Origin of the sequence: Pedobacter glucosidilyticus, from assembly GCF_002483235.1 — a bacterium.
Taxonomy (GTDB): Bacteria; Bacteroidota; Bacteroidia; order Sphingobacteriales; family Sphingobacteriaceae; genus Pseudopedobacter; species Pseudopedobacter glucosidilyticum_B.
Map to the genome: position 1 here is coordinate 240,692 of NZ_DLHN01000024.1, position 19,817 is coordinate 260,508.

The window sequence follows — 19,817 nt, forward strand, 5'->3', positions numbered from 1 at the left end:
CCTATGAGGCCGGAAAGCCTTGTGGGTGATAGCCCGTTGTTCTTAAATCTACAAAAATAAAAAGCTTACTTAGGCAGCTTCAAGTTATTAAAATTAGTCATAGTAAGTTCAGCTCCTACCGTTACAAAGCTTTTGATGATAGCTATAGAACGCTCTATCAAAGCAGGCAAATCTGGTATCTCATCTTGATCAAAACCGCTTAATACATAATCAGCCTGACGACCTTTTGGAAAATGATCACTGATACCAAATTTAATGCGACTATACTCGTTAGAACCTAACAGTCCTTCAATACTTTTTAAACCATTATGTCCGGCTGGGCTGCCCTTTGGTTTTAATTTGATAGCTCCAAAAGGAATAGCTAAATCATCAACAATTACCAAGACATTTTCTATTGGAATTTTTAATTCCTTCATCCAATAACTTACAGCTTTACCACTCAAATTCATATAAGTAGTTGGCTTTATCAGATGCAGCATACGCCCTTTAAAAGAAACTTCTGTATAATAAGCTAGCTTTAACATAGAAAATTTAGCATTCTCTTGTTTCGCTAATTCATCCAACACCATAAAACCTATATTATGGCGGTTGTCAGCATATTCAGGACCTATATTTCCAAGACCAACAATTAGGTATTTCATCTTTAATCTTTACGAGCTCTAACTAAGGAAACGCTAGCTTCGGCAATTTCCAATTCTGTTTTAAAATTATTCCAAATATAAACTTTAAGTTCTGCCTGTTTAGAAATCTTAAAATTTTCAAACCTAACAGACTTATATAAAACATACCAATTATCTACCACTGCCCTATCAGAATGGATGCTAAAGGGTTTCCAAAAAATCATTTTACCTTGCTCTTCTAAAGCAAATACCAAAGTAGCATCTTTTGCATCCTTTTTCTTCAATTTCCATTTAGCAGAGATATTTATACTTTTCACATCGGCATTAATCATGGTTTTAAAAGTAGGTCCAAACTCATCTTTCGATTTTAAAAGCGTAGTATCTGTAATAAAACCTGTCCATAGAGGAGATTTTTTTGCCTCATAAAATTCTGGTTCAGCATTTAAAAATTGTTTATTGATACGCCAAATTTTTATATCCCGCGTATCTAATAATTGATGTTCTTGTACAGAGAAATGATTAACTTCTGGTGGCACAAAATCCAATTCGCCAGCTGCATAAGCGGCATGGTAATTCCAGTAATGGTAGCCGTCTTCCAACTTTTTAAAGCTTGCATAAGGTATTAGCTTATAATGATTTAACTGAAAACCTAAAAGGTATTTAAACAATCTGATGTGTGTTCCTGCAGTATAAACGGTAGTGTTTTTCTTATCCTTAATAAACTGCTGAGCTATAGATTTTTGCTCTGGATAATTAAACGCTTTTGCTGATTTTAGCTGTACATAAACATTCAGTAAAGGCAATAAAGCTATACCTAAGAAAATATATTTTTGATGTTTGATAAATACAAGCATCAAAGCAAAAATCAGCATTAAACAAACTGCTTGATAGATGGCGATGGTCTTTATATCCCAGTATTCGTCCAAAATAATAACCAGCATACTTGTAGCCAAAAGGAAAATAATTGGCCAAAATCTAAACAACTTTTTATAATGATGAGCAATGGCTATAGCCGATACAGGCATGATGAATAAATAATGTCTGATATCAACACATAAAGGATGGTAAGAATGATAAGAGATACTCCAAAAATTAGCCGTTAAAATAAGTATGATAGCACTTAAAAGCCAAAAGTTCTCTTTAGTTCTGCTATTGGTAAAAGTTTGCTTGGTTAAACATAAAAAGACAGCTAAAATGGGTAGTATAAAAGTCGATTCTTTAAAAAAATAAAGAAATAACTCATAGCTAATACGATGTAAAACTACCTCTATAGGTTGTCTATCATAAGAGCATAAATTGGTTTTATCATATTTTTGAATGAGCTCAAACCTATAAAACCAATTACCAAATTGTAAGTATTGCCAATAAAAATAAATAACCAAAAACAAGCTCAACCAAAGCACAGCGCTAAACCAAAATTTTAGTCGCTGTAGCCTAATCACATCAAGAACAAAGAAAAAAACAACCAGCGGAAATAAAAACCAGATGGTTTCTTTGGTTAATAAACCCAAGAAAATAGTGCTTGCAAACAGGAATCCACTTAAGCCCTGTTTTCTTTGCCAATAAATACTATATCTTGCTTTATATAAAAAAGTTATAGCAAGCAGTATCAAAAAAGTAATCGGAATATCTACCCCAATTTTGTCGCTATAAAAAGTTATCCAAGGGTTTGAAAGTAAAATAGCGGTGGCTATCCAAGTTTTATAGGTTTCTCCTTTTAGATGATCATAAACTAACAACAATAAACCCAAGGAAACCAACATGGGAAAAATGATAGAGACACTATCAGAAACGCCAAAAAGCCAATATAAAACCCCTAAAGGAATAACAATACCAAAGCGAAATGTAAAAGTATGACCCCAAACAGGCTGCTTCTGAAAAAAGGCATGAGCCAGCTCTGCATAATTTAAATCATCAAAACCAAAGTGCCCAGTGTAAGCAAAAAGATGCTGAAAAATCAAAAGAAGAAATCCAGCTAAAATGATAGCTAGTCCGCTTAATTTTCTTTTATGGGTAAAATACCTCATACGATAGGCATACGAGCTAAAGGCGCAATATCTTGCCCAACAAAATCGCCTTTCAAGAATTTATAGTAGCCAGCAATGGCAATCATGGCTGCATTGTCTGTACAATATTCAAATTTCGGAATAAAAACATTCCAACCTTTCTGGTGTGCCAATGCTGTTAAGGCTGTACGTAGACCAGAGTTTGCTGAAACTCCGCCAGCAATAGCAATATCTGTAATTTGATATTCCTGAGCTGCTTTTTTAAGCTTGTTTAATAAGATAGACACGATACGATACTGTACCGAAGCACAAATATCAGCTAAATTTTCTTGAACAAAATTGGGGTTTTCTTTTACATGATCTCTTACAAAATACAGGATAGAGGTTTTTAATCCGCTAAAACTAAAGTTTAAGCCCGGTATTTGCGGTTCTGGAAATTGGTAAGCATGCGGATTCCCTGTTTGAGCGTATTGGTCTATCAAAGGACCACCCGGATAAGGCAGTTCAAGAATTTTAGCTGTTTTATCAAAAGCTTCTCCAGCAGCATCATCTGTGGTTTCTCCTAGTATCTCCATCTCAAAATAATCTTTAACCAAAACAATTTGGGTATGCCCACCAGAAACGGTTAAGCAAATAAAAGGAAACTTAGGGAGCTTTTCATCCTCTCTTTGATTCGGGATAAAATGAGCTAAAATATGCGCCTGCATGTGGTTTACCTCAATTAATGGTATCTCATTTGCTAGAGCAAAAGCCTTGGCAAAAGAGGTTCCCACTAATAAAGAACCTAATAAACCAGGGCCGCGTGTAAAAGCTACTGCATCTATCTGATTTTTATTTATTTTTGCTGCAACTATGGCTTGGTGAACAGCCGGAATAATATTTTGTTGATGTACTCTGGAAGCTAATTCTGGTACTACACCACCATATTGATGATGAATAGTTTGGTTTGCTATAATATTAGACACTATTGCACCGTCTATACATACAGATGCAGAAGTTTCATCACAAGAGGATTCTATTCCGAGTATTATTGCCACAAATTATTTTATAAAGTTTAAAAGCAAAATTATTAAAAAAGTATTCAAAATATCGCTTTATATTTTATTAACTATCATCATCCTGATAGGAACACTTATTTTTTCTTTGCAATTTAAACCTGTACAAACTTGGGCAGCAAAAAAAGCAGCCGCTTTTTTAGCTGATGAGCTTAAAACCCGTGTAGAAATTGGCTCTTTATATTTGAAACCTTTTAAATCTTTAGTATTAGAAGGCTTATTGGTAGAGGATTTAGAAGGTGATACACTTTTACTAGCCCCCGAATTAGAAGTTGATATAAATTACTTCGCCCCGTTTTCTGAAAGAAGAATAGATTTAGACTATGCAGAGCTTACCAATGCTAAGTTTTTCCTAAAATCTTATAAAGATAGTACCACAAATTTAACTTTTATCATTAACTATTTTGATTCTGGCGTAGTAGATACCACCCAAAAAAAGCGTCCCTTTAATTTTAACCTCAACAATATCATCATCAAAAATCTAGACTTTAGGTATATCAATTACCTTTCTAAAGTTGTTTTTAAAGAAGGTATTGATTATAACAACATCCACTTACTGAATTTTAGTGCCGATATCAATAACTTAGATACTAAAAACCATCTTTTCAAAGCACAAATCAATAAACTTCGATTTAAAGAGAAAACGGGTTTTATACTCAATAATCTTACGGGTGCTTTAACTATAGATACCAATAGCATAACGGTAGAAAATATGCTACTGCAAACACCAAGTACAACGCTTACAGACTACTATAGTATGCGTTTTAAAAGCTTTAAAGATTTTCAGGATTTTAATAACCTAGTAAGCGTTGATGCACACTTTAAAAATGCTAAAATTGTAGCCAAAGACATTGCCTATTTTGCTCCTCAACTAGCAAAAATGGATTTGGTTTTAGATATAACCGGAAATATAAAAGGTAGAATTAATAACCTAAAAGCTAGAGATTTAACTATTAAAGCCGGACAAGCAACTTACATTAAAGGAGATTTTAATTTACGAGGCTTACCAGATTGGGATAATACTTTTCTAGACCTTAGGTTTGACCAGGTTTACAGCAATAAAAAAGATATTGATTATATCCTTGGAAAAGCTACAGCCAACAAAATTAAAGCCATTCCGGCTATTATAGATAAATTTGGTAATATCAATTTTAACGGACAGTTTACCGGTTTCCAGAATGATTTTATTGCTTATGGCGAGTTTAAAACTAAGCTAGGCCGATTGAAATCAGACATCAACATGAAAATTGATAAAGCTGGTATTCCTTCTTATACGGGTAATTTACAAGCTTTTGATTTTAATATAGGCGATTTAACAGGCCAATCAACCTTAAACCGTACCAGCTTTACAGTTGATGTAAAAGGAAGAGATTTTGAGCTTGATAAGATTTATGAAGAAGTTGCAGCTTCTGTAAAATATTTTGACTTTAAAGGCTACCGCTACAGTAATATAAAAGTTGATGGTACTATTAATAAGCAACTTTTTGATGGTAAAGTAAAAGTTAATGATAAAAATCTTAAACTTGATTTTAATGGTTTAGCTAACCTAAACCCCAGCCTTCCAGAGTTTAAATTTAAAGCGCAAATAAGACAAGCTAATCTTCATAAACTAAACCTTTATAAAGATACTGTACAAATTGATGCCGATTTTACTACAAATTTTACAGGCAATAGCCTAGATAATATACAAGGAAATCTGGAGCTTAGCCACGTTAAAGCCACTACAAAAGATAGCTCTTTTGTAATAGATTCTGTTTATTTAAGGGCCAGAGGAATTGGTAAAGATAGATTGCTTGCGCTTACATCAGATATTGGCGATGCTACTATAAAAGGGCAATATGATCTGGCAACCTTACCATCGGCATTTAAAACAGTAGTAAAAAAATATATCCCATCTTTAAAAACTAAAATTGTACCTCCAAAAGATCAGAATTTTGAGTTTAACATAGATTTAAAGAATTTTGATTATGTATCAAACATCTTTTTCCCTCAAATTAAAATCCCCGAAAGAGGTGTATTCAATGGTAAATTTGATTCTAAAAATAACCTGGTTAGTTTAAACGGTTATGTAAAAACCATCAAATACAATAATATGGTTTTCAACAATTTAATCATCGACCAAAATACAAACCCAAAATCTTTTGAAGCTATTTTATCTTTAGATAAAGTAGAGTTTTCTGAAAATGGCTTATATGTACAAAATATCATTTTACAAAACACTTTAAAAAGTGATAGTCTAACTTTTAACGTTAAATTATCTGATAAAGATGCAGTTAACCAATTAGACTTGTACGGCTTGGTAGAGTTTGGTAGCGATACTTTAGCAAAAGTAAGCATCTTACCTTCTGATATTATTATTGATAACCAAATATGGAAGGTTGAAGATAAAGCCAGTATTAAATTTGAAGAAAATAAAACCATTATAGAAGGTTTTGAGCTATCAAATACCACACAATTGGTAGCTGTTAATGGGGCTATATCAGCCTCTGAAGATGATTTACTAGAAATTGTGATAGAAAACTTACAGATGTCTTCTTTAAGTCAGCTTACTAAAAACTTCGGAGTAGAGCTAAAAGGCGTTATGAATGGTACTGCCAACTTATCAGCCATTTTAGGAAACCCTAATATTGGAGCAGACATTACCGTAGATTCTTTAAGATATAACAGAACAGAAATTGGATTTGTACGCTTGGCTTCTGCCTACGATAACGAAGAAAATAACATCAACATCAAAGCTAGCGTAGAGAAAAACGACAAAAAAACTACAGATATTACAGGTATTGTTGATTTTAAAAGCGAAACAAACAACTTAGATTTGGCTATGAATTTGGACCAAACAGAACTTATTTTGTTTGAGCCCTTTGTAAAAAACTTAATCACTAAATTAAAGGGGAATATATCATCTGATTTAAAAATCACAGGTAAATTTAGTAACCCACAAATAAATGGAGATGTTAAACTGGCTAATGCCGGGTTTACCGTAAATTATTTAAAAACATCCTATACCATTAATGATGATGTAAGCATAGAAAATAGCCTTATACGTTTAGAAGATTTAGAAATTGTAGACGCTTTTAATCACAAAGCCATTGCTAATGGTAGTGTAGACTTAAAAAATCCATCTAATCCTTTATTAGATATCAGCGTTAAAGCCAATAATTTTATGGCGCTTAACACTACCTCAAAAGATAATGCCATTTATTATGGTACTGCATTTGGAACAGGGACTTTCACTTTTAAAGGACCTACCGACGCCATGAATATCAATATCAAAGCCAAAACAGAAGAAGGAACAATATTTACCATTCCGCTTAACAATGCCTCTACCATAGGTAATAATGATTTTATTACTTATGTTGCTAAAGACACTTCTCTAAATAAAGTCAAAAAAGAGAATTTTTTTAATGGTCTAACCATGGAGTTTGAGCTTGAAGTAGGACAAACATCTACAGCTAATATTTTAACCGAAGTAGGAAACCTCTCGGGTAAAGGCGACGGGCAATTAAGATTGAGAATCACCAGCTTAGGTGATTTTGAAATGTTTGGTGATTATATTATTAACGAAGGTAAATTTGATTTTACAGCCAATAACGTTATCAATAAAACTTTTGATATTAGAAAAGGTGGTACCATACGCTGGACAGGCGATCCTAGCGATGCAAACATCAATTTAAACGCTGTTTATAGTACACGGGCAAGTCTTTTACCTCTGTACCAAGCAGCAGGAACTACACTCCCAGATGATCAAAGAAATTTACGTGTTTTGGCTGAAGCTGAGATGATGCTTAAAGGTTCTTTGTTAAACCCTGATATTACTTTTAACTTGGCTTTTCCTAACAATACTGATATTAAAACGCGTTTGCAGGGTTATTTAGATAATGAAGATAACGAAGCCCAACAAGTGATTAACCTGGTAGTGAGGAATAGTTTTAACGGAAATTCTGGTGGTGGTATTGGCTTTACCAATAATGATTTATTAGGTTCTGGTTTAGAGCTTGCCTTTAGTAAAATCAATAATATTATTTCTCAATCTTTAAATATCAAAAATCTAGATATTAACGTACGCTCGCAAAATGAAATCGGCGGAAGCTATAGCTTTTTCAATAATAGGTTAAGAATTACCGGAAACTTTGTAAATAATAGATATTCTAATGATGTGCTAAATAATAACCTCCTAAATTCTAATTTAAATGATTTAACAAGAGACTTAGAAATGAGTTTTAACATCAATAAAGATGGAAGTTTTATTGCAAAATCTTTTCAAAGACCAACCAATCAGGATTTGTTTAACCTCAATACAGATTTATATGTAAATGGTTTTGGATTGGTTTACACCCAAGAATACGATACATTTAAAGAATTTATTAGAAATACTTTTGCCCGAGGAAAACGAGAAGCAGAAAGCAAGGAAAATGCTGAAGATAGAAGAAAAACGTTAAGCAAACCTATTATCGTTACCCCAAAAGAAGAAGAGGAAAATTAATTTCTTAACCTTCCTCTTTCTTTTAAAATTATCTTTCTTTCATGATGGTATGACCCATTTTATCTCTTTTAGCTTTTAAGTAGAGTTCGTTATGCTTGTTAGATTCAATTTCTATTGGCACATTATCAACTACTTCTAAGCCGTAACCTATTAAACCAGCTCTTTTTGTAGGGTTATTAGACATTAACTTCATCTTTCTAACACCTAAGCTCCTGATAATCTGAGCTCCTACTCCATAATCTCTTTCATCCATACCAAAACCTAAGGCTATATTAGCTTCAAAAGTATCCATTCCGTTTTCTTGTAGATTATAGCTTTTTAGTTTATTTACCAAGCCTATGCCTCTACCCTCCTGGTTCATGTAAACAATTAAACCCTTCCCTTCTTTCTCTATCATCTCCATGGCTTTATGTAATTGCGGACCACAATCGCATCTGCAAGAGCCAAAAATATCTCCAGTGATACAAGAACTATGTACCCTAACCAGGATAGGTTCATCGTCTTCCCAACTTCCTTTCACAAGTGCTAAATGGTTTTCTCCGGTATTCACCTGTGTAAAAGCAACCATTTCAAAATCACCCCACTCTGTTGGTAATTTGACAGATACTTCTTTTTTAATGAGTGACTCGGTTCTTAAACGATAGCTAATTAAATCCTGAATAGAAACAATCTTCATATCCAGTTTCTTAGCCATTTCTAATAGTTCTGGTAATCTAGCCATTTCGCCTTCTTCGTTCATGATTTCACAAATCACTCCGGCAGGCTCAAAACCGGCTAGTTCTGCCAAATCAACAGCAGCCTCTGTATGTCCGGCTCTTCTAATCACACCACCGTTTTTAGAAATTAAAGGAAAAATATGTCCTGGTCTACCTAAATCTTCTGCTTTTATTTTAGGGTCTATAAGCGCCATAATGGTTTTAGAACGGTCTGATGCAGATATACCGGTGGTGCAACCGTGACCAATCAGATCAATCGAAACCGTGAAATTGGTTTCAAAAGTGGCAGTGTTTTTACCTACCATAAGCTCAAGGTTTAGCTCACGACATCTATCTGTAGTGATAGGAGCACAAATTAAACCTCTTCCATGCTTAGCCATAAAGTTAATCACTTCTGGTGTGGCGTTACGAGCAGCTGTTAAAAAATCACCCTCATTTTCGCGGTCTTCATCATCTACAACTATGATGATTTTACCTGCTTTAATATCCTCAATTGCTTCTTCTATTGTATTAAGCATGTTTTATAATTTATGTATCTAAAACGTAAACAAATATTGGCTACAAAGTTTAGTTTTTTTGATACAGACAAATTTAATGATTTTAAATACCAATTTTATGTTTGGATGGTTTGTAGCGTCAAGCCTTTGCAATAATTACTGGATATTTTTTTCTTTCTTTTTCAGTAATTTTTTAAAGAAATTTTTATAGGAATCTGTATCAAAAAGTGCAGAATCTACCGTTGCCTTGTAGGTTAAAAATAATCCTAGAGGGGTAAGTACAAATATAGCTATCCACATTCCCATTACTGGTGATAGCGAACCTTCTTTAACAGATTTCTCGCCAACGGTACTGATGACATGATAGACCAAAAAGAAAATAACAGAAACTACTACAGGTAAACCTAAACCACCTTTTCTTATAATTGCACCTAAAGGAGCACCTATAAAGAAAAGAACTAAACAAGAAACAGATAGGGTAAATTTACGGTTATATTCTACTAAATACCTTCTAATGGTTTTCATAAACTCTTCTGCTTGAAAAGTATGAGTTTCTAAACCATCTTTGGCATATCTAACATTATCAAGCGCAGCAGTTACGGCAGCAGCATGCTGGGAGCTATCTAAACCTGCTAAAACACCATCTTTTTTAAAATTTAAACCCGTTTTCCCTACTGCAGAACCATACTTAGCTGTGCCATAGTATATTTTGTAGTAAGACTCTAAAGATTTTGCTCCTAAAGTTCTAATGCTATCATACCTCACCCTCGTATCTTTCTCGGCAGAATCCAACTCCTTCAAATTCATCATCTGAAAGTTGTTTTTAAATAAATTTTCATCCTCCCTTTTGAAATTAAATGATGATAAATCAAAACGTTGTTCGGTTTCCTTGAAATTAAAGCGTGTTAAACGTTCTCTAGGGTCATATCCTTTCCCATTACTTTCTTCGTACCGTACACCATCTTTAAGTTTAAGAATAAGGAATTTTTTATCCTCGGTTTTGTACATTTCACCTTCATTAGCCATCAGCACATTTGTATTTCCTGTTCCTTTAGATTGGTCGTAAATGACGATGTCTTTTAAGACATCACCACTATCTGTTTGTAGCTTTTGCTTAACTCTGATTGAGTAACCCGGGATACTGTTATTAAAAACGCCTTCTTCTATTAAAAAAGCTGCCTTTTGATTTCTAACATCATAAAGTAAAGAACCCATTTTTAGATTGGCAACGGGCAGCATAAAATCAGAAAAAAGGAAAGCTGCAATACTTAAACCTACCACCATAGCTACTAAAGGAGCCATTGCCTTTTGTAAAGAAATGCCAGCAGATTTTATGGCAACCAATTCATAATTCTCGCCAAGGTTTCCAAAAGTCATGATAGAAGATAACAATACAGCTAAAGGCAATGCCATGGCTACGTTGGTAGCAGCGGCGTACATTAATAACTGTAGAATTACGTACCACTCGAAACCTTTTCCTATTAAATCATCAATATATTTAAATAGAAAAAGCATCAACAGAACAAACATCACAATAAAAAATGTGACGATGAAAGGCCTAATGAAAGCTTTAATAATGAGTAGGTGTACCTTTTTCACTTTGCAAAAGTAGCAAAAATCAGGCTCCTATTACACTTAAAAGGTTTTCTATTTGGATATTCCAAATTAATTGACGGTCTTTTAGGTTTTCTGGAAGTGCAAAATCTGTGATAACCAAAGCTACATCGTTGGTTAACTCATCCTTAATAATCTCTAACTCAAAAAACGTATAAGGTTCGTCATCTAACCAAGCAAATTTAACAGATTTAGACTCTTTTGAAGATAACATCTTGGCTTTTTGTTCTTCTCCATCATCCCATACAAAGGTATAAACATGATCTTTAAAATAAACGTCATCAGCAAACCATTGGGATAATCCATTAGGTTCACTTATAAAACCATATAAAATTTTTGGTGAGCATTTAATCTCGTATTCTAATGTAAACTTAACTTTATCAGCCATGTATAAGATGTATAAATTGCCAGAGTAAAAAATATCAAAGTTTTTTTCACAAACTTTTCTAAAGAAAGGTATTTTACTTTATATTTGCAAACCTTTTCAAAAAGACCATTTATGAAAAGATTAGTTCAAGTATCCTGATAGCTATCGGGAAGAGCACAGGATTCATAACCTGATAAAAAATGTATTACCCCTTGGCGGGGTAGCTCAGATGGTTAGAGCGCAGGATTCATAACCCTGAGGTCGGCAGTTCGATCCTGCTCCCCGCTACTACAATCAAAAGCCACTTTAAGTGGCTTTTTTTGTTTAATTTTTGAAATACATCAAAAGTTTTATTTTATAAGTATTTTTGATGTAGTTTAATCCTCCCCAACTTTTACGCTTGATCCTTTGATCCGTTTAAACAAGATAATATTAAAAAAGAAAAAGGAGACATGGGCATGTCTCCTTAATCTTTACTAAACCTAAACCTAAACGTATGAATAATCTTACTGAGAAGATTACATACAAAAATAAACAAAGCTCATACCAAACTTTTATAATAAGTGTAACAAAAAAGTAACCTCACATTAGTTTAATCTTTGTTTACAGACTTCTAAGCCATTTTACAACCTCGTCTCTGGTTTTGCCTGTTTTGCTTTGTATTTTGCCAAGCATTTCATCTTCTTGGCCTTCTTGGTAAGTTAAATCATCGTCGGTTAAATCGGCATAAGCCTGTTTTACCTTACCTTTAATTTCATTCCACTTACCTTTTAATTCTAATTTGTCCATGATGTTCTCCTTTTTTTAGATGAATAAATATTTCTAAATAATGTCCAAGCATCATGCCACTAGAATTTAAGATAACCTATTATTCTTAATCTCATCTACAACACTAGGGTCTAACAAGGTTGAAGTATCGCCTAAACTATTCACCTCACCCTCAGCAATTTTTCTTAAAATTCTTCTCATAATTTTACCTGATCTGGTTTTAGGTAAACCACTTACAAACTGTATTTTATCTGGTTTAGCAATAGGTCCAATGATACGACTAACCGTCATAGCTATATCTTTTCTGGTTAACTCTTCATCATCGGTCTCTTTAGAAAGTATCACATAAGCATAAATACCTTGTCCTTTAATATCATGCGGATAACCTACTACTGCAGACTCTACCACATCAGAGAACATATTGATGGCATTTTCTACTTCTGCTGTGCCAATTCTATGTCCTGATACATTGATAACATCATCTACCCTACCTGTAATACGATAATAACCATCCTCGTCACGCATACAACCATCGCCAGTAAAATATAAATTATCATAAGTAGCAAAGTAGTTTACGCGGCAACGTTCATGATCTCCGTAGGTTGTTCTTAACATCCCGGGCCACGGAAATTTGATACATAAATTACCAGAAACACCATTTCCAACAATTTCCTCACCTTTTTCATCAACTAAAATGGGCTGTATACCTGGCAATGGTAAGGTTGCAAAACAAGGTTTTATTGGTGTAACGTTAGCTAATGGAGATATTAAAATTCCGCCAGTTTCTGTTTGCCACCATGTATCAACAATAGGACAATTCTTTTTACCAATATGCTCATGATACCAATTCCATGCTTCTTCATTTATGGGTTCACCCACAGAACCTAACACTCTTAAAGAGCTTAAATCTTTATCTTTTACGAAATCTAAACCAAATTGCATGAGAGAACGAATTGCCGTAGGCGCAGTGTATAAGATATTTACTTTGTATTCTGCTACAATATCCCAAAATCTGCCTGCATCTGGCCAAGTTGGCACACCTTCAAACAATAAACTTGTAGCACCCATAGCTAATGGCCCATAAACTATATAGGTGTGTCCAGTAATCCATCCAATATCTGCAGTACAGAAATAAATTTCTTCTGGTTGGTACTGAAAAACATTTTGGAAACTGTAACCGGCATAAACCATGTAACCACCGCAGGTATGCACTACGCCCTTGGGTTTTCCGGTTGAACCGGATGTATATAAGATAAACAATGGGTCTTCTGCATCCATTTCTTCTGCGGGGCAATCTAGCATCCCTAAAGTTTCTACTTTCTTAATTTCATCTTCCCACCAAACATCACGACCTTTTATCATGGATATTGGCGTTCTGCTACGGGTAAGTACAATAACTCTTTTAACAGATGGACATTGTACCAAAGCATCGTCCATTACATTTTTTAAAGGCACTTCTTTGGTGCCTCGGTAAGAACCATCGGCAGTAATAACTATATTGCAATTAGCATCTTGTATCCTATCTGCTATAGATTGAGCAGAAAAACCGCCAAATACTACCGAGTGTATAGCTCCAATTCTGGCACAAGCTAAAACAGCAACAGCTAATTCTGGCACCATAGGCATGTAAATGCAAATTCTATCGCCTTTTTTAGCACCGTTGTTTTTTAAAACATTGGCAAACAAACATACTTTTTGGTGTAGTTGCTTGTAGGTAAAAGCTCGGTGATGCTCTTCTGGGTCGTTTGGTTCCCAAATTAAAGCAGGTTGATCTCCTTTGTCTGCTAAATGCCTATCTAAACAATTTTCTGTAATATTTAATTTACCTCCAACAAACCAATTGATATCAGGCTCTTTAAAGTTCCAGTCTAGCACTTTATTCCACTTCTTTTTCCATAAGAAGCTGCTTGCAACAGTATCCCAAAATTGCTCTGGTTGCTCAACACTGTGTTGATAAACTTTCTGATAATCTTCAAACGACTTGATGCTTAAATCCATTTTTCTCTTTAATTTATTGTTTTATAATCTTCTTTATTTAATGCTGTTATTTTCTCTATTAAACGGCGAGTAGAAAAAGGTTTGATGATGAACAAATCTGCCCCTTTGCTGTATGCAAGTTTAATATCTTCATCTTTGCTTTTTGCCGAAATAAAAATCACTTTTATATGTTTGTAAGCTTCGCTTTGCTTCACAAAATCACAAACTTCGTAACCGTTAACATCGGGCATCATAATATCTAATAATATTAATTCTGGCTGATGTTCTTTAATTTTTACCATAGCCTCTGTACCACTTAAAGCAATAAAAACCTCGAAACCAGCTTTTCTTAGCAAAAACTCTACAGACATGACTATGGCTGGGTCATCATCAACAATTAAAACTTTTCTAGCTACACTCATAATTTCTTTGCTACAGGTAATGTAAAGTAAAAACAGGTACCAGATTTCTCGGCATCTACAACGCCTATTTCTCCTTGGTGCAACTCCACAATTTTCTTGCAAATTGCTAAGCCTAAACCACTTCCTTCTGCCTTTTTAGTTTGATTTTCTGTTTGATAAAACTTGTTAAAAACGTAATTTTTATCCTTGTCCGGGATGCCTTCACCATTATCTGTGATGTTGATTTTTATAAAGCCCTCATTCTCTAAAACCATTACTTTTATTTCTCCATCCTTTTTACTACAATACTTTATAGCATTAGAAACCAAGTTGTTAACCACCCTGGATAATAAATCCTGATCTCCATAAACTACTGGAAGATGCTCTGGAAAAGAAGTAGATAAGGTGATATTTTTATCTTTCATTAACTGAGATAAAGCATGCAAGACATCCTCAACTAATTTTTTAATAGCTATTTCCTGATGCTGTATATTTTGCTTTCCTGATTCTAATTTTTCTAAATCTAATACCTGAGTAATTAACCTACTTAAGCGTTCAATTTCCTTAATCATAGTGGCTAAAAACTGTTGTCTTTGTAGGGTATCTATCTCAGGGTTATCGTATAAAATCTCAGAAAAAGCTCTTATAGAGGTAAGCGGTGTACGTAATTCATGTGTAATACTATACAAGAAATCATCTTTAATAATTTCTGCTTCTTTCATTTGCATATTAGCCAATTCTAATGCATCTGAAGCTTTTTTTAATTGTTCTGATTTTTGCTGTAACTCTTTATTTAAGCTAATAAATTGTTGAGATTCTTTCAGGATTTCTACAACTTCATTTAAGCTTATTTCTTCCTCCTTAACGATAGATTCTATTAATATTCTTGATGATGCAGAACCAATAACACCTGACAGAATTTTTTCCGCATAAGTGATTAGGCGTTGGTCGGCATTGGCATCTTCTTGTAACAAATTAAGCTGATATCTTCTGGAAAAATGTGTTAAAAGCTGCTTGGTTTTCTCTTGCCCTAAGAACTGCTCCATCAAGCTTTTAATCTCTTTTATTTTGATTTGCCCTGTTCTGTTAACTGAGGTTTCGTAAGCAACTCGGTATTTAGAAACGTTGATAAAAAGTTCAGCTTGTATTTCTTCTTGGTTGGTTGATTTAGTGTATAAAGAGCCTAAAACGTACAATAAAACATTGATAAACATACTCCAAAAGAAAGCATGTGTTAAAGGTGTAAAAGCCGATAATCCAAATAGTTGATTAGGTTTTAATAATCCCAAACCAAATAAACCCTCACTTAGAATTTCTTTAGGTAATAAACCTGCCCCAATAATAGCCGGAATAATTAGCGTAAAAAACCAAATGATAAAACCACTGATGATGCCTAATAAAGCTCCATTTTTATTAGCCCGAGACCAAAACATTCCACCAATAACAGCGGGGGCAAATTGCGCTACCGCAGCAAAAGAAATTAAACCTGTTGAAACTAGCGAGTAACTTTCAGCAATCTCAGCAAAATAAGCATAAGCCAAGAGCAGGATTAAAATGATAGACAGCCTCCGGATATTTTTAATAGACCGCTCTACCTTATGAATAAAAATCTTTTTGAAAGGAGCTACTTTAAGAATAAGTGGTATCAACAAATTATTGCTCAACATGGTGCTTAAAGCAATGGTTTCCACAATAATCATCCCGGTTGCAGCAGAAAAACCTCCTAAATAAATTAATAAAGTAATCCCTTGATGATGGTATACAAATGGCAAAGAGAGTATACTAAAATCAGCCTCAAAATTTGATGATATAGGTAATAACTGCCCAGCTAAGGCTATCGGCAATACAAATACGTTAATAATTAAAAGATACAAAGGAAATAACCAAATAGCTTTATAAAGATGTTTCTCATCAACATTTTCTACCACAGCAACTTGAAACTGCCTTGGCAATAATAACACAGCAAACATAGATAGGATGCACATCACCAACCAATCGGTATAGTTATAAGAGGCATCAAAAGTAAAACTCTTTTGCAATGCGGGTATGGCGGCTGCTCTGCTAAAAATATCATCAAACCCATTAAAAAGAAAGAAAACAACAAAAATTCCGCCTACTAGAAAAGCTACTAATTTCACTATCGACTCAAAGGCTACAGCGGTAACCATGCCTTCATGTCTTTCTGTTGAATCTACTTTACGTGTACCAAAAATGATGATAAAAACAGCTAGTAAAACAGTTATCCAAAAGGGGATATTACTTAATAAAGAGATGTTTGAACTTAAACTAGTTTGCTGAGGGTGATTAACTAAAAAAGCAAAGGTTGTAGCAATGGCCTTTATTTGTAATGAAATGTAGGGAATTACACCTAATACACATACAATAGTTGCTAAAGTACCTAAAGAAGTGTTTTTACCATAACGGGCAGAAATAAAATCGGCAATAGAGGTAATTCTTTGCGCTTTGCAGATTCTTATCATCTTCCTAAGAATCAAGAACCAAAGCGGTGCTGCAATGGTAGGCCCTATGTAAATGGCTAAAAAATCAGGACCAAAATCTGCTGCCCTGCCAATGCTGCCATAGAAAGTCCATGCGGTACAGTAAACCGCCATAGAAAGCGCATAAACGTAAGGCTTTAGCGTATTGTTGTTTTGGTTAGATTTTTTCTCGGCCCAGTAAGCCACACCAAACAATAAAAGCAGGTAACCAAAAGAAAATATGACAACCAATAAAGTATTCATATCTATTCTCTACTATCCTTTCTTACCACATAAAACAATACGGCGATTATGAAAATCCAAGCAACAAATAGGTATAAATACAAGGTTGGGATACCCCAAATTAAAGAAGAGCGATTAAAAATAGAAAGTACAGGATATAGCAATAGCACACAAAATATAGCGCTAAAGAAAACCAACTTTTCCTTCATTAATCGCTCTTTCATTTCTCTTAATCCTCCTGATTATACTCGCCTTGCATAGCGTATAAACCAAAAACAAACATCCCACCTACTATAATAGGGGCTAAAATAAAGCAGTAAATAATGGCAGGCACTAAATCTTCCGTACTCCCTGTTGCAAATTTTGGAAGAGCCTGACTAACCAATAAATAGTAACCAGCCGCAATACCCAGAAGAATCCATACTATTCCTAATATTCTTTTTATAAAATTCATGTCTTTTAAAATTAATCGTTCATAGCTTTTTGTTTACCAATGTAGAGTACTCCTATAATAAAGCATACTCCGGCAATAATAATTGGATACCATAAACCCTCTAAATAAGGCTTATCAAAAGGTAATACCTGTCCTGCAGCGGCAGCGGCCTCATTAGCCGTAGTAGCTTGCGATGCTAAATAAGTAGCTATAGCAGGTAATAATCCTCCAAAAACACCATTTCCAATATGGTATGGTAAAGACATAGAAGTATATCTGATATTGGTTGGGAACATCTCTACTAAAAATGCTGCAATTGGACCATAAACCATAGCTACATAGATAACCTGAATCAAAACCAAAGCAACAAGAATATAAAAGCTTTCATTACCTACATTCACTATTTTAGTGATTTTAGCTTTACTCGCTTGCGCTGATGCTGAAATAACTTGTTCTGATAGCTCTGTATAGATAGTTCCATCCGTATAGTATTTGGTAGTTGTTATCGTTTTGATAGAATCTGAAGTGCCTTCTTTAAGCGAAACAGCAATATCCGTTTTTAATTGATCTGGAAGCTCTACTTTATTAGTTACATCGGCTGTCTGATAAATTTTATCATATATTGGTCGGTAAGTTAAAATCGCGACAAGCATACCCACCATCATGATACCTTTTCTGCCTATTTTATCAGATAACCAACCGAAAAACACGAAAAATCCTGTGCCTAACATTAAACCTAAGGCAATGATATAGTTGGTTTGATCAAATTCTATATGACAAACGGTTTGTAAGAATGATAAAGCATAAAACTGCCCGGTATACCAAACCACACCTTGCCCCATAGTTGCACCAAATAAGGCTAGTAAAACAAATTTGAAGTTTAACTTTTTCCCGAATGATTCTTTTAAAGGGTTAGCAACGGTTTTACCCTCAGCTTTAGCTTTTTTAAACAATGGAGATTCATCCATATTTCTTCTGATGAAGTAAGAAACAGCTACCATTACAATAGAAATTAAGAAAGGTACACGCCATCCCCAGTCTTCAAAAGAAGCTTTATCCATAGCATTTCTAGTTATCAGAATCACAAAAAGCGAAATAAATAAACCTACTGTGGCTGTAGTTTGTATCCAAGCGGTTCTTAAACCTCTTTTATTAGGTTCAGAATGTTCTGCTACATAAGTTGCTGCGCCACCATACTCGCCACCTAAAGCTAATCCTTGTAATAGTCTTAAAATCAAAACTAAAACCGGGGCTACAAAACCTATAGTATCATAACTTGGGATTAAGCCGATGGCAAAAGTTGAGAAGCCCATTAATAATAAGGTAACCATAAAGGTGTATTTCCTTCCTATGATGTCTCCTAACCTACCAAAAAACAAAGCGCCAAAGGGTCTTACCACAAAACCTGCTGCAAAAGTTGCTAATGTTGATAAAAATGCAGCCGTGGGATTGTCTTGAGGGAAAAATTTAGTTGCAATAATAACGGCTAAGCTTCCGAAGATATAGAAGTCATACCATTCAATGAGGGTGCCTGCACTGGAGACACCAATTACTTTCCAAAGGTTTTTCTTATCCACCTTTTGTTGAGGAACACTTTCTAACATCATTTAAATTTGGGTTGTTTGGTTTATAAAAGTTTTATAAAGCTTGTTATAAAGTCGCTTAAAAACAAACCACAATCTTAAAAATGCTAATGATATATATATAATTTATTTAAACCTGTCCCATTTAATCAACATATACTTATCGCCTAATTCAGTAACAATCATTCCTGCTCCTTTTAAATTCTCTTCCTGAGCATAAAAATCCATCAATTCTTGATGTTTAAGTATTTTATATGAAGGTTGATAGACCGTTTTAACCGGTCTTGTTAACTGAAACTTTTTAACCCATTTCATTACTGATACGTGGCTTACACCCAACAAACGTTCTATTTCCCGGTAAGAAACGCCTTCTACATATAACTGCAAAGCTTTGATGATATAATAGTTATCTACTTGCTTTCCTATTTTATCAACAGTAAAATAATATTGGCAATCTTTGCACTTAAAGCGTTGTTTATCATTGATAATTCCGCTTTTTACGATTTGAGTTGATTGACACTTGGGACAAGTTTTTTTTACTTTTTTTGATACATCCATAAACTATAGCAAATTAGCA

General features: G+C 34.2%; 14 protein-coding genes and 1 tRNA gene. 2 read left to right on the top strand and 13 right to left on the bottom strand.

Features of this window, described 5'->3' with window-relative positions; genetic code table 11:
• Positions 1-65 precede the first annotated feature (65 nt).
• From pth to tsaD, 3 genes are read right to left on the bottom strand one after another with little or no spacing between them, the layout of a single operon-like run.
• Positions 66-641: an aminoacyl-tRNA hydrolase gene (gene pth / locus B2745_RS10485; RefSeq protein WP_304066197.1), complete on the bottom strand. Its 576-nt coding sequence runs from the start codon at positions 639-641 to the stop codon at positions 66-68.
• A gap of 2 nt (positions 642-643) precedes the next feature.
• Positions 644-2,647, bottom strand: a complete 2,004-nt coding sequence (locus tag B2745_RS10490) for a hypothetical protein (RefSeq protein WP_304066199.1) — start codon at positions 2,645-2,647, stop codon at positions 644-646.
• Positions 2,644-3,663, bottom strand: coding sequence for a tRNA (adenosine(37)-N6)-threonylcarbamoyltransferase complex transferase subunit TsaD (gene tsaD, locus B2745_RS10495; RefSeq protein WP_304066202.1), 1,020 nt, complete (start codon positions 3,661-3,663; stop codon positions 2,644-2,646). The genes B2745_RS10490 and tsaD overlap by 4 nt, the downstream gene beginning before the upstream one ends.
• 106 nt (positions 3,664-3,769) lie before the next feature.
• Between tsaD and B2745_RS10500 the strand changes: the two genes are divergently transcribed.
• A complete protein-coding gene (locus B2745_RS10500) occupies positions 3,770-8,164 on the top strand; it encodes a translocation/assembly module TamB domain-containing protein (protein ID WP_304066204.1) in 4,395 nt (1,464 codons plus the stop codon).
• Between the two features lie 28 nt (positions 8,165-8,192).
• Here the strand turns inward: B2745_RS10500 and B2745_RS10505 are convergent, their stop codons facing one another.
• The 3 genes from B2745_RS10505 to B2745_RS10515 form a co-directional block, all read right to left on the bottom strand.
• Positions 8,193-9,398 (bottom strand): bifunctional 3,4-dihydroxy-2-butanone-4-phosphate synthase/GTP cyclohydrolase II, encoded by a 1,206-nt coding sequence (locus B2745_RS10505; protein ID WP_304066206.1) that lies wholly within the window; start codon positions 9,396-9,398, stop codon positions 8,193-8,195.
• Between the two features lie 135 nt (positions 9,399-9,533).
• On the bottom strand, positions 9,534-10,976 hold the full coding sequence (locus B2745_RS10510) for an LptF/LptG family permease (protein WP_304066208.1): 1,443 nt from the start codon (positions 10,974-10,976) through the stop codon (positions 9,534-9,536).
• Between the two features lie 19 nt (positions 10,977-10,995).
• Entirely contained in the window at positions 10,996-11,379 is a 384-nt protein-coding gene (locus B2745_RS10515; protein ID WP_026903694.1) for an START-like domain-containing protein, read from the bottom strand.
• A gap of 193 nt (positions 11,380-11,572) precedes the next feature.
• Here B2745_RS10515 and B2745_RS10520 point away from each other — a divergent pair.
• A tRNA-Met gene (locus tag B2745_RS10520) sits at positions 11,573-11,646 on the top strand.
• Between the two features lie 315 nt (positions 11,647-11,961).
• Here B2745_RS10520 and B2745_RS10525 read toward each other — a convergent pair.
• The 7 genes from B2745_RS10525 to B2745_RS10555 all read right to left on the bottom strand — a co-directional run bounded on the left by B2745_RS10525 (position 11,962) and on the right by B2745_RS10555 (position 19,798).
• Complete coding sequence (locus tag B2745_RS10525) at positions 11,962-12,147, bottom strand: CsbD family protein (protein WP_026902650.1); 186 nt, start codon at positions 12,145-12,147, stop codon at positions 11,962-11,964.
• Positions 12,148-12,213: 66 nt separating this feature from the next.
• On the bottom strand, positions 12,214-14,124 hold the full coding sequence (acs, locus tag B2745_RS10530; protein ID WP_304066211.1) for an acetate--CoA ligase: 1,911 nt from the start codon (positions 14,122-14,124) through the stop codon (positions 12,214-12,216).
• Positions 14,125-14,132: 8 nt separating this feature from the next.
• On the bottom strand, positions 14,133-14,525 hold the full coding sequence (locus B2745_RS10535) for a response regulator (RefSeq protein ID WP_304066214.1): 393 nt from the start codon (positions 14,523-14,525) through the stop codon (positions 14,133-14,135).
• A complete protein-coding gene (locus tag B2745_RS10540; RefSeq protein WP_304066217.1) occupies positions 14,522-17,245 on the bottom strand; it encodes a sensor histidine kinase in 2,724 nt (907 codons plus the stop codon). Before B2745_RS10540 ends, B2745_RS10535 begins: the two co-directional genes overlap by 4 nt.
• Before the next feature lie 208 nt (positions 17,246-17,453).
• The gene (locus B2745_RS10545) at positions 17,454-17,678 is read right to left on the bottom strand and encodes a DUF6814 family protein (RefSeq protein ID WP_026902654.1); all 225 of its coding nucleotides are present in this window, start codon (positions 17,676-17,678) and stop codon (positions 17,454-17,456) included.
• An 11-nt stretch (positions 17,679-17,689) separates the two neighbouring features.
• Positions 17,690-19,261 carry an MFS transporter gene (locus B2745_RS10550; protein ID WP_304066336.1) on the bottom strand — a complete coding sequence of 524 codons (1,572 nt, stop codon included), beginning with the start codon at positions 19,259-19,261 and terminating at the stop codon, positions 17,690-17,692.
• A 105-nt stretch (positions 19,262-19,366) separates the two neighbouring features.
• On the bottom strand, positions 19,367-19,798 hold the full coding sequence (locus B2745_RS10555; protein WP_304066219.1) for an IS1/IS1595 family N-terminal zinc-binding domain-containing protein: 432 nt from the start codon (positions 19,796-19,798) through the stop codon (positions 19,367-19,369).
• Positions 19,799-19,817 lie beyond the last annotated feature (19 nt).

What these genes read in the sequence shown, in the direction of transcription:
- B2745_RS10535 (WP_304066214.1), bottom strand. Translation starts at nt 14,525, where the DNA reads ATGAGTGTAGCTAGAAAAGTTTTAATTGTTGATGATGACCCAGCCATA.
- pth (WP_304066197.1), bottom strand. Translation starts at nt 641, where the DNA reads ATGAAATACCTAATTGTTGGTCTTGGAAATATAGGTCCTGAATATGCT.
- B2745_RS10555 (WP_304066219.1), bottom strand. Translation starts at nt 19,798, where the DNA reads ATGGATGTATCAAAAAAAGTAAAAAAAACTTGTCCCAAGTGTCAATCA.
- B2745_RS10515 (WP_026903694.1), bottom strand. Translation starts at nt 11,379, where the DNA reads ATGGCTGATAAAGTTAAGTTTACATTAGAATACGAGATTAAATGCTCA.
- acs (WP_304066211.1), bottom strand. Translation starts at nt 14,124, where the DNA reads ATGGATTTAAGCATCAAGTCGTTTGAAGATTATCAGAAAGTTTATCAA.
- B2745_RS10505 (WP_304066206.1), bottom strand. Translation starts at nt 9,398, where the DNA reads ATGCTTAATACAATAGAAGAAGCAATTGAGGATATTAAAGCAGGTAAA.
- B2745_RS10540 (WP_304066217.1), bottom strand. Translation starts at nt 17,245, where the DNA reads ATGAATACTTTATTGGTTGTCATATTTTCTTTTGGTTACCTGCTTTTA.
- B2745_RS10550 (WP_304066336.1), bottom strand. Translation starts at nt 19,261, where the DNA reads ATGTTAGAAAGTGTTCCTCAACAAAAGGTGGATAAGAAAAACCTTTGG.
- B2745_RS10490 (WP_304066199.1), bottom strand. Translation starts at nt 2,647, where the DNA reads ATGAGGTATTTTACCCATAAAAGAAAATTAAGCGGACTAGCTATCATT.
- B2745_RS10545 (WP_026902654.1), bottom strand. Translation starts at nt 17,678, where the DNA reads ATGAATTTTATAAAAAGAATATTAGGAATAGTATGGATTCTTCTGGGT.
- B2745_RS10525 (WP_026902650.1), bottom strand. Translation starts at nt 12,147, where the DNA reads ATGGACAAATTAGAATTAAAAGGTAAGTGGAATGAAATTAAAGGTAAG.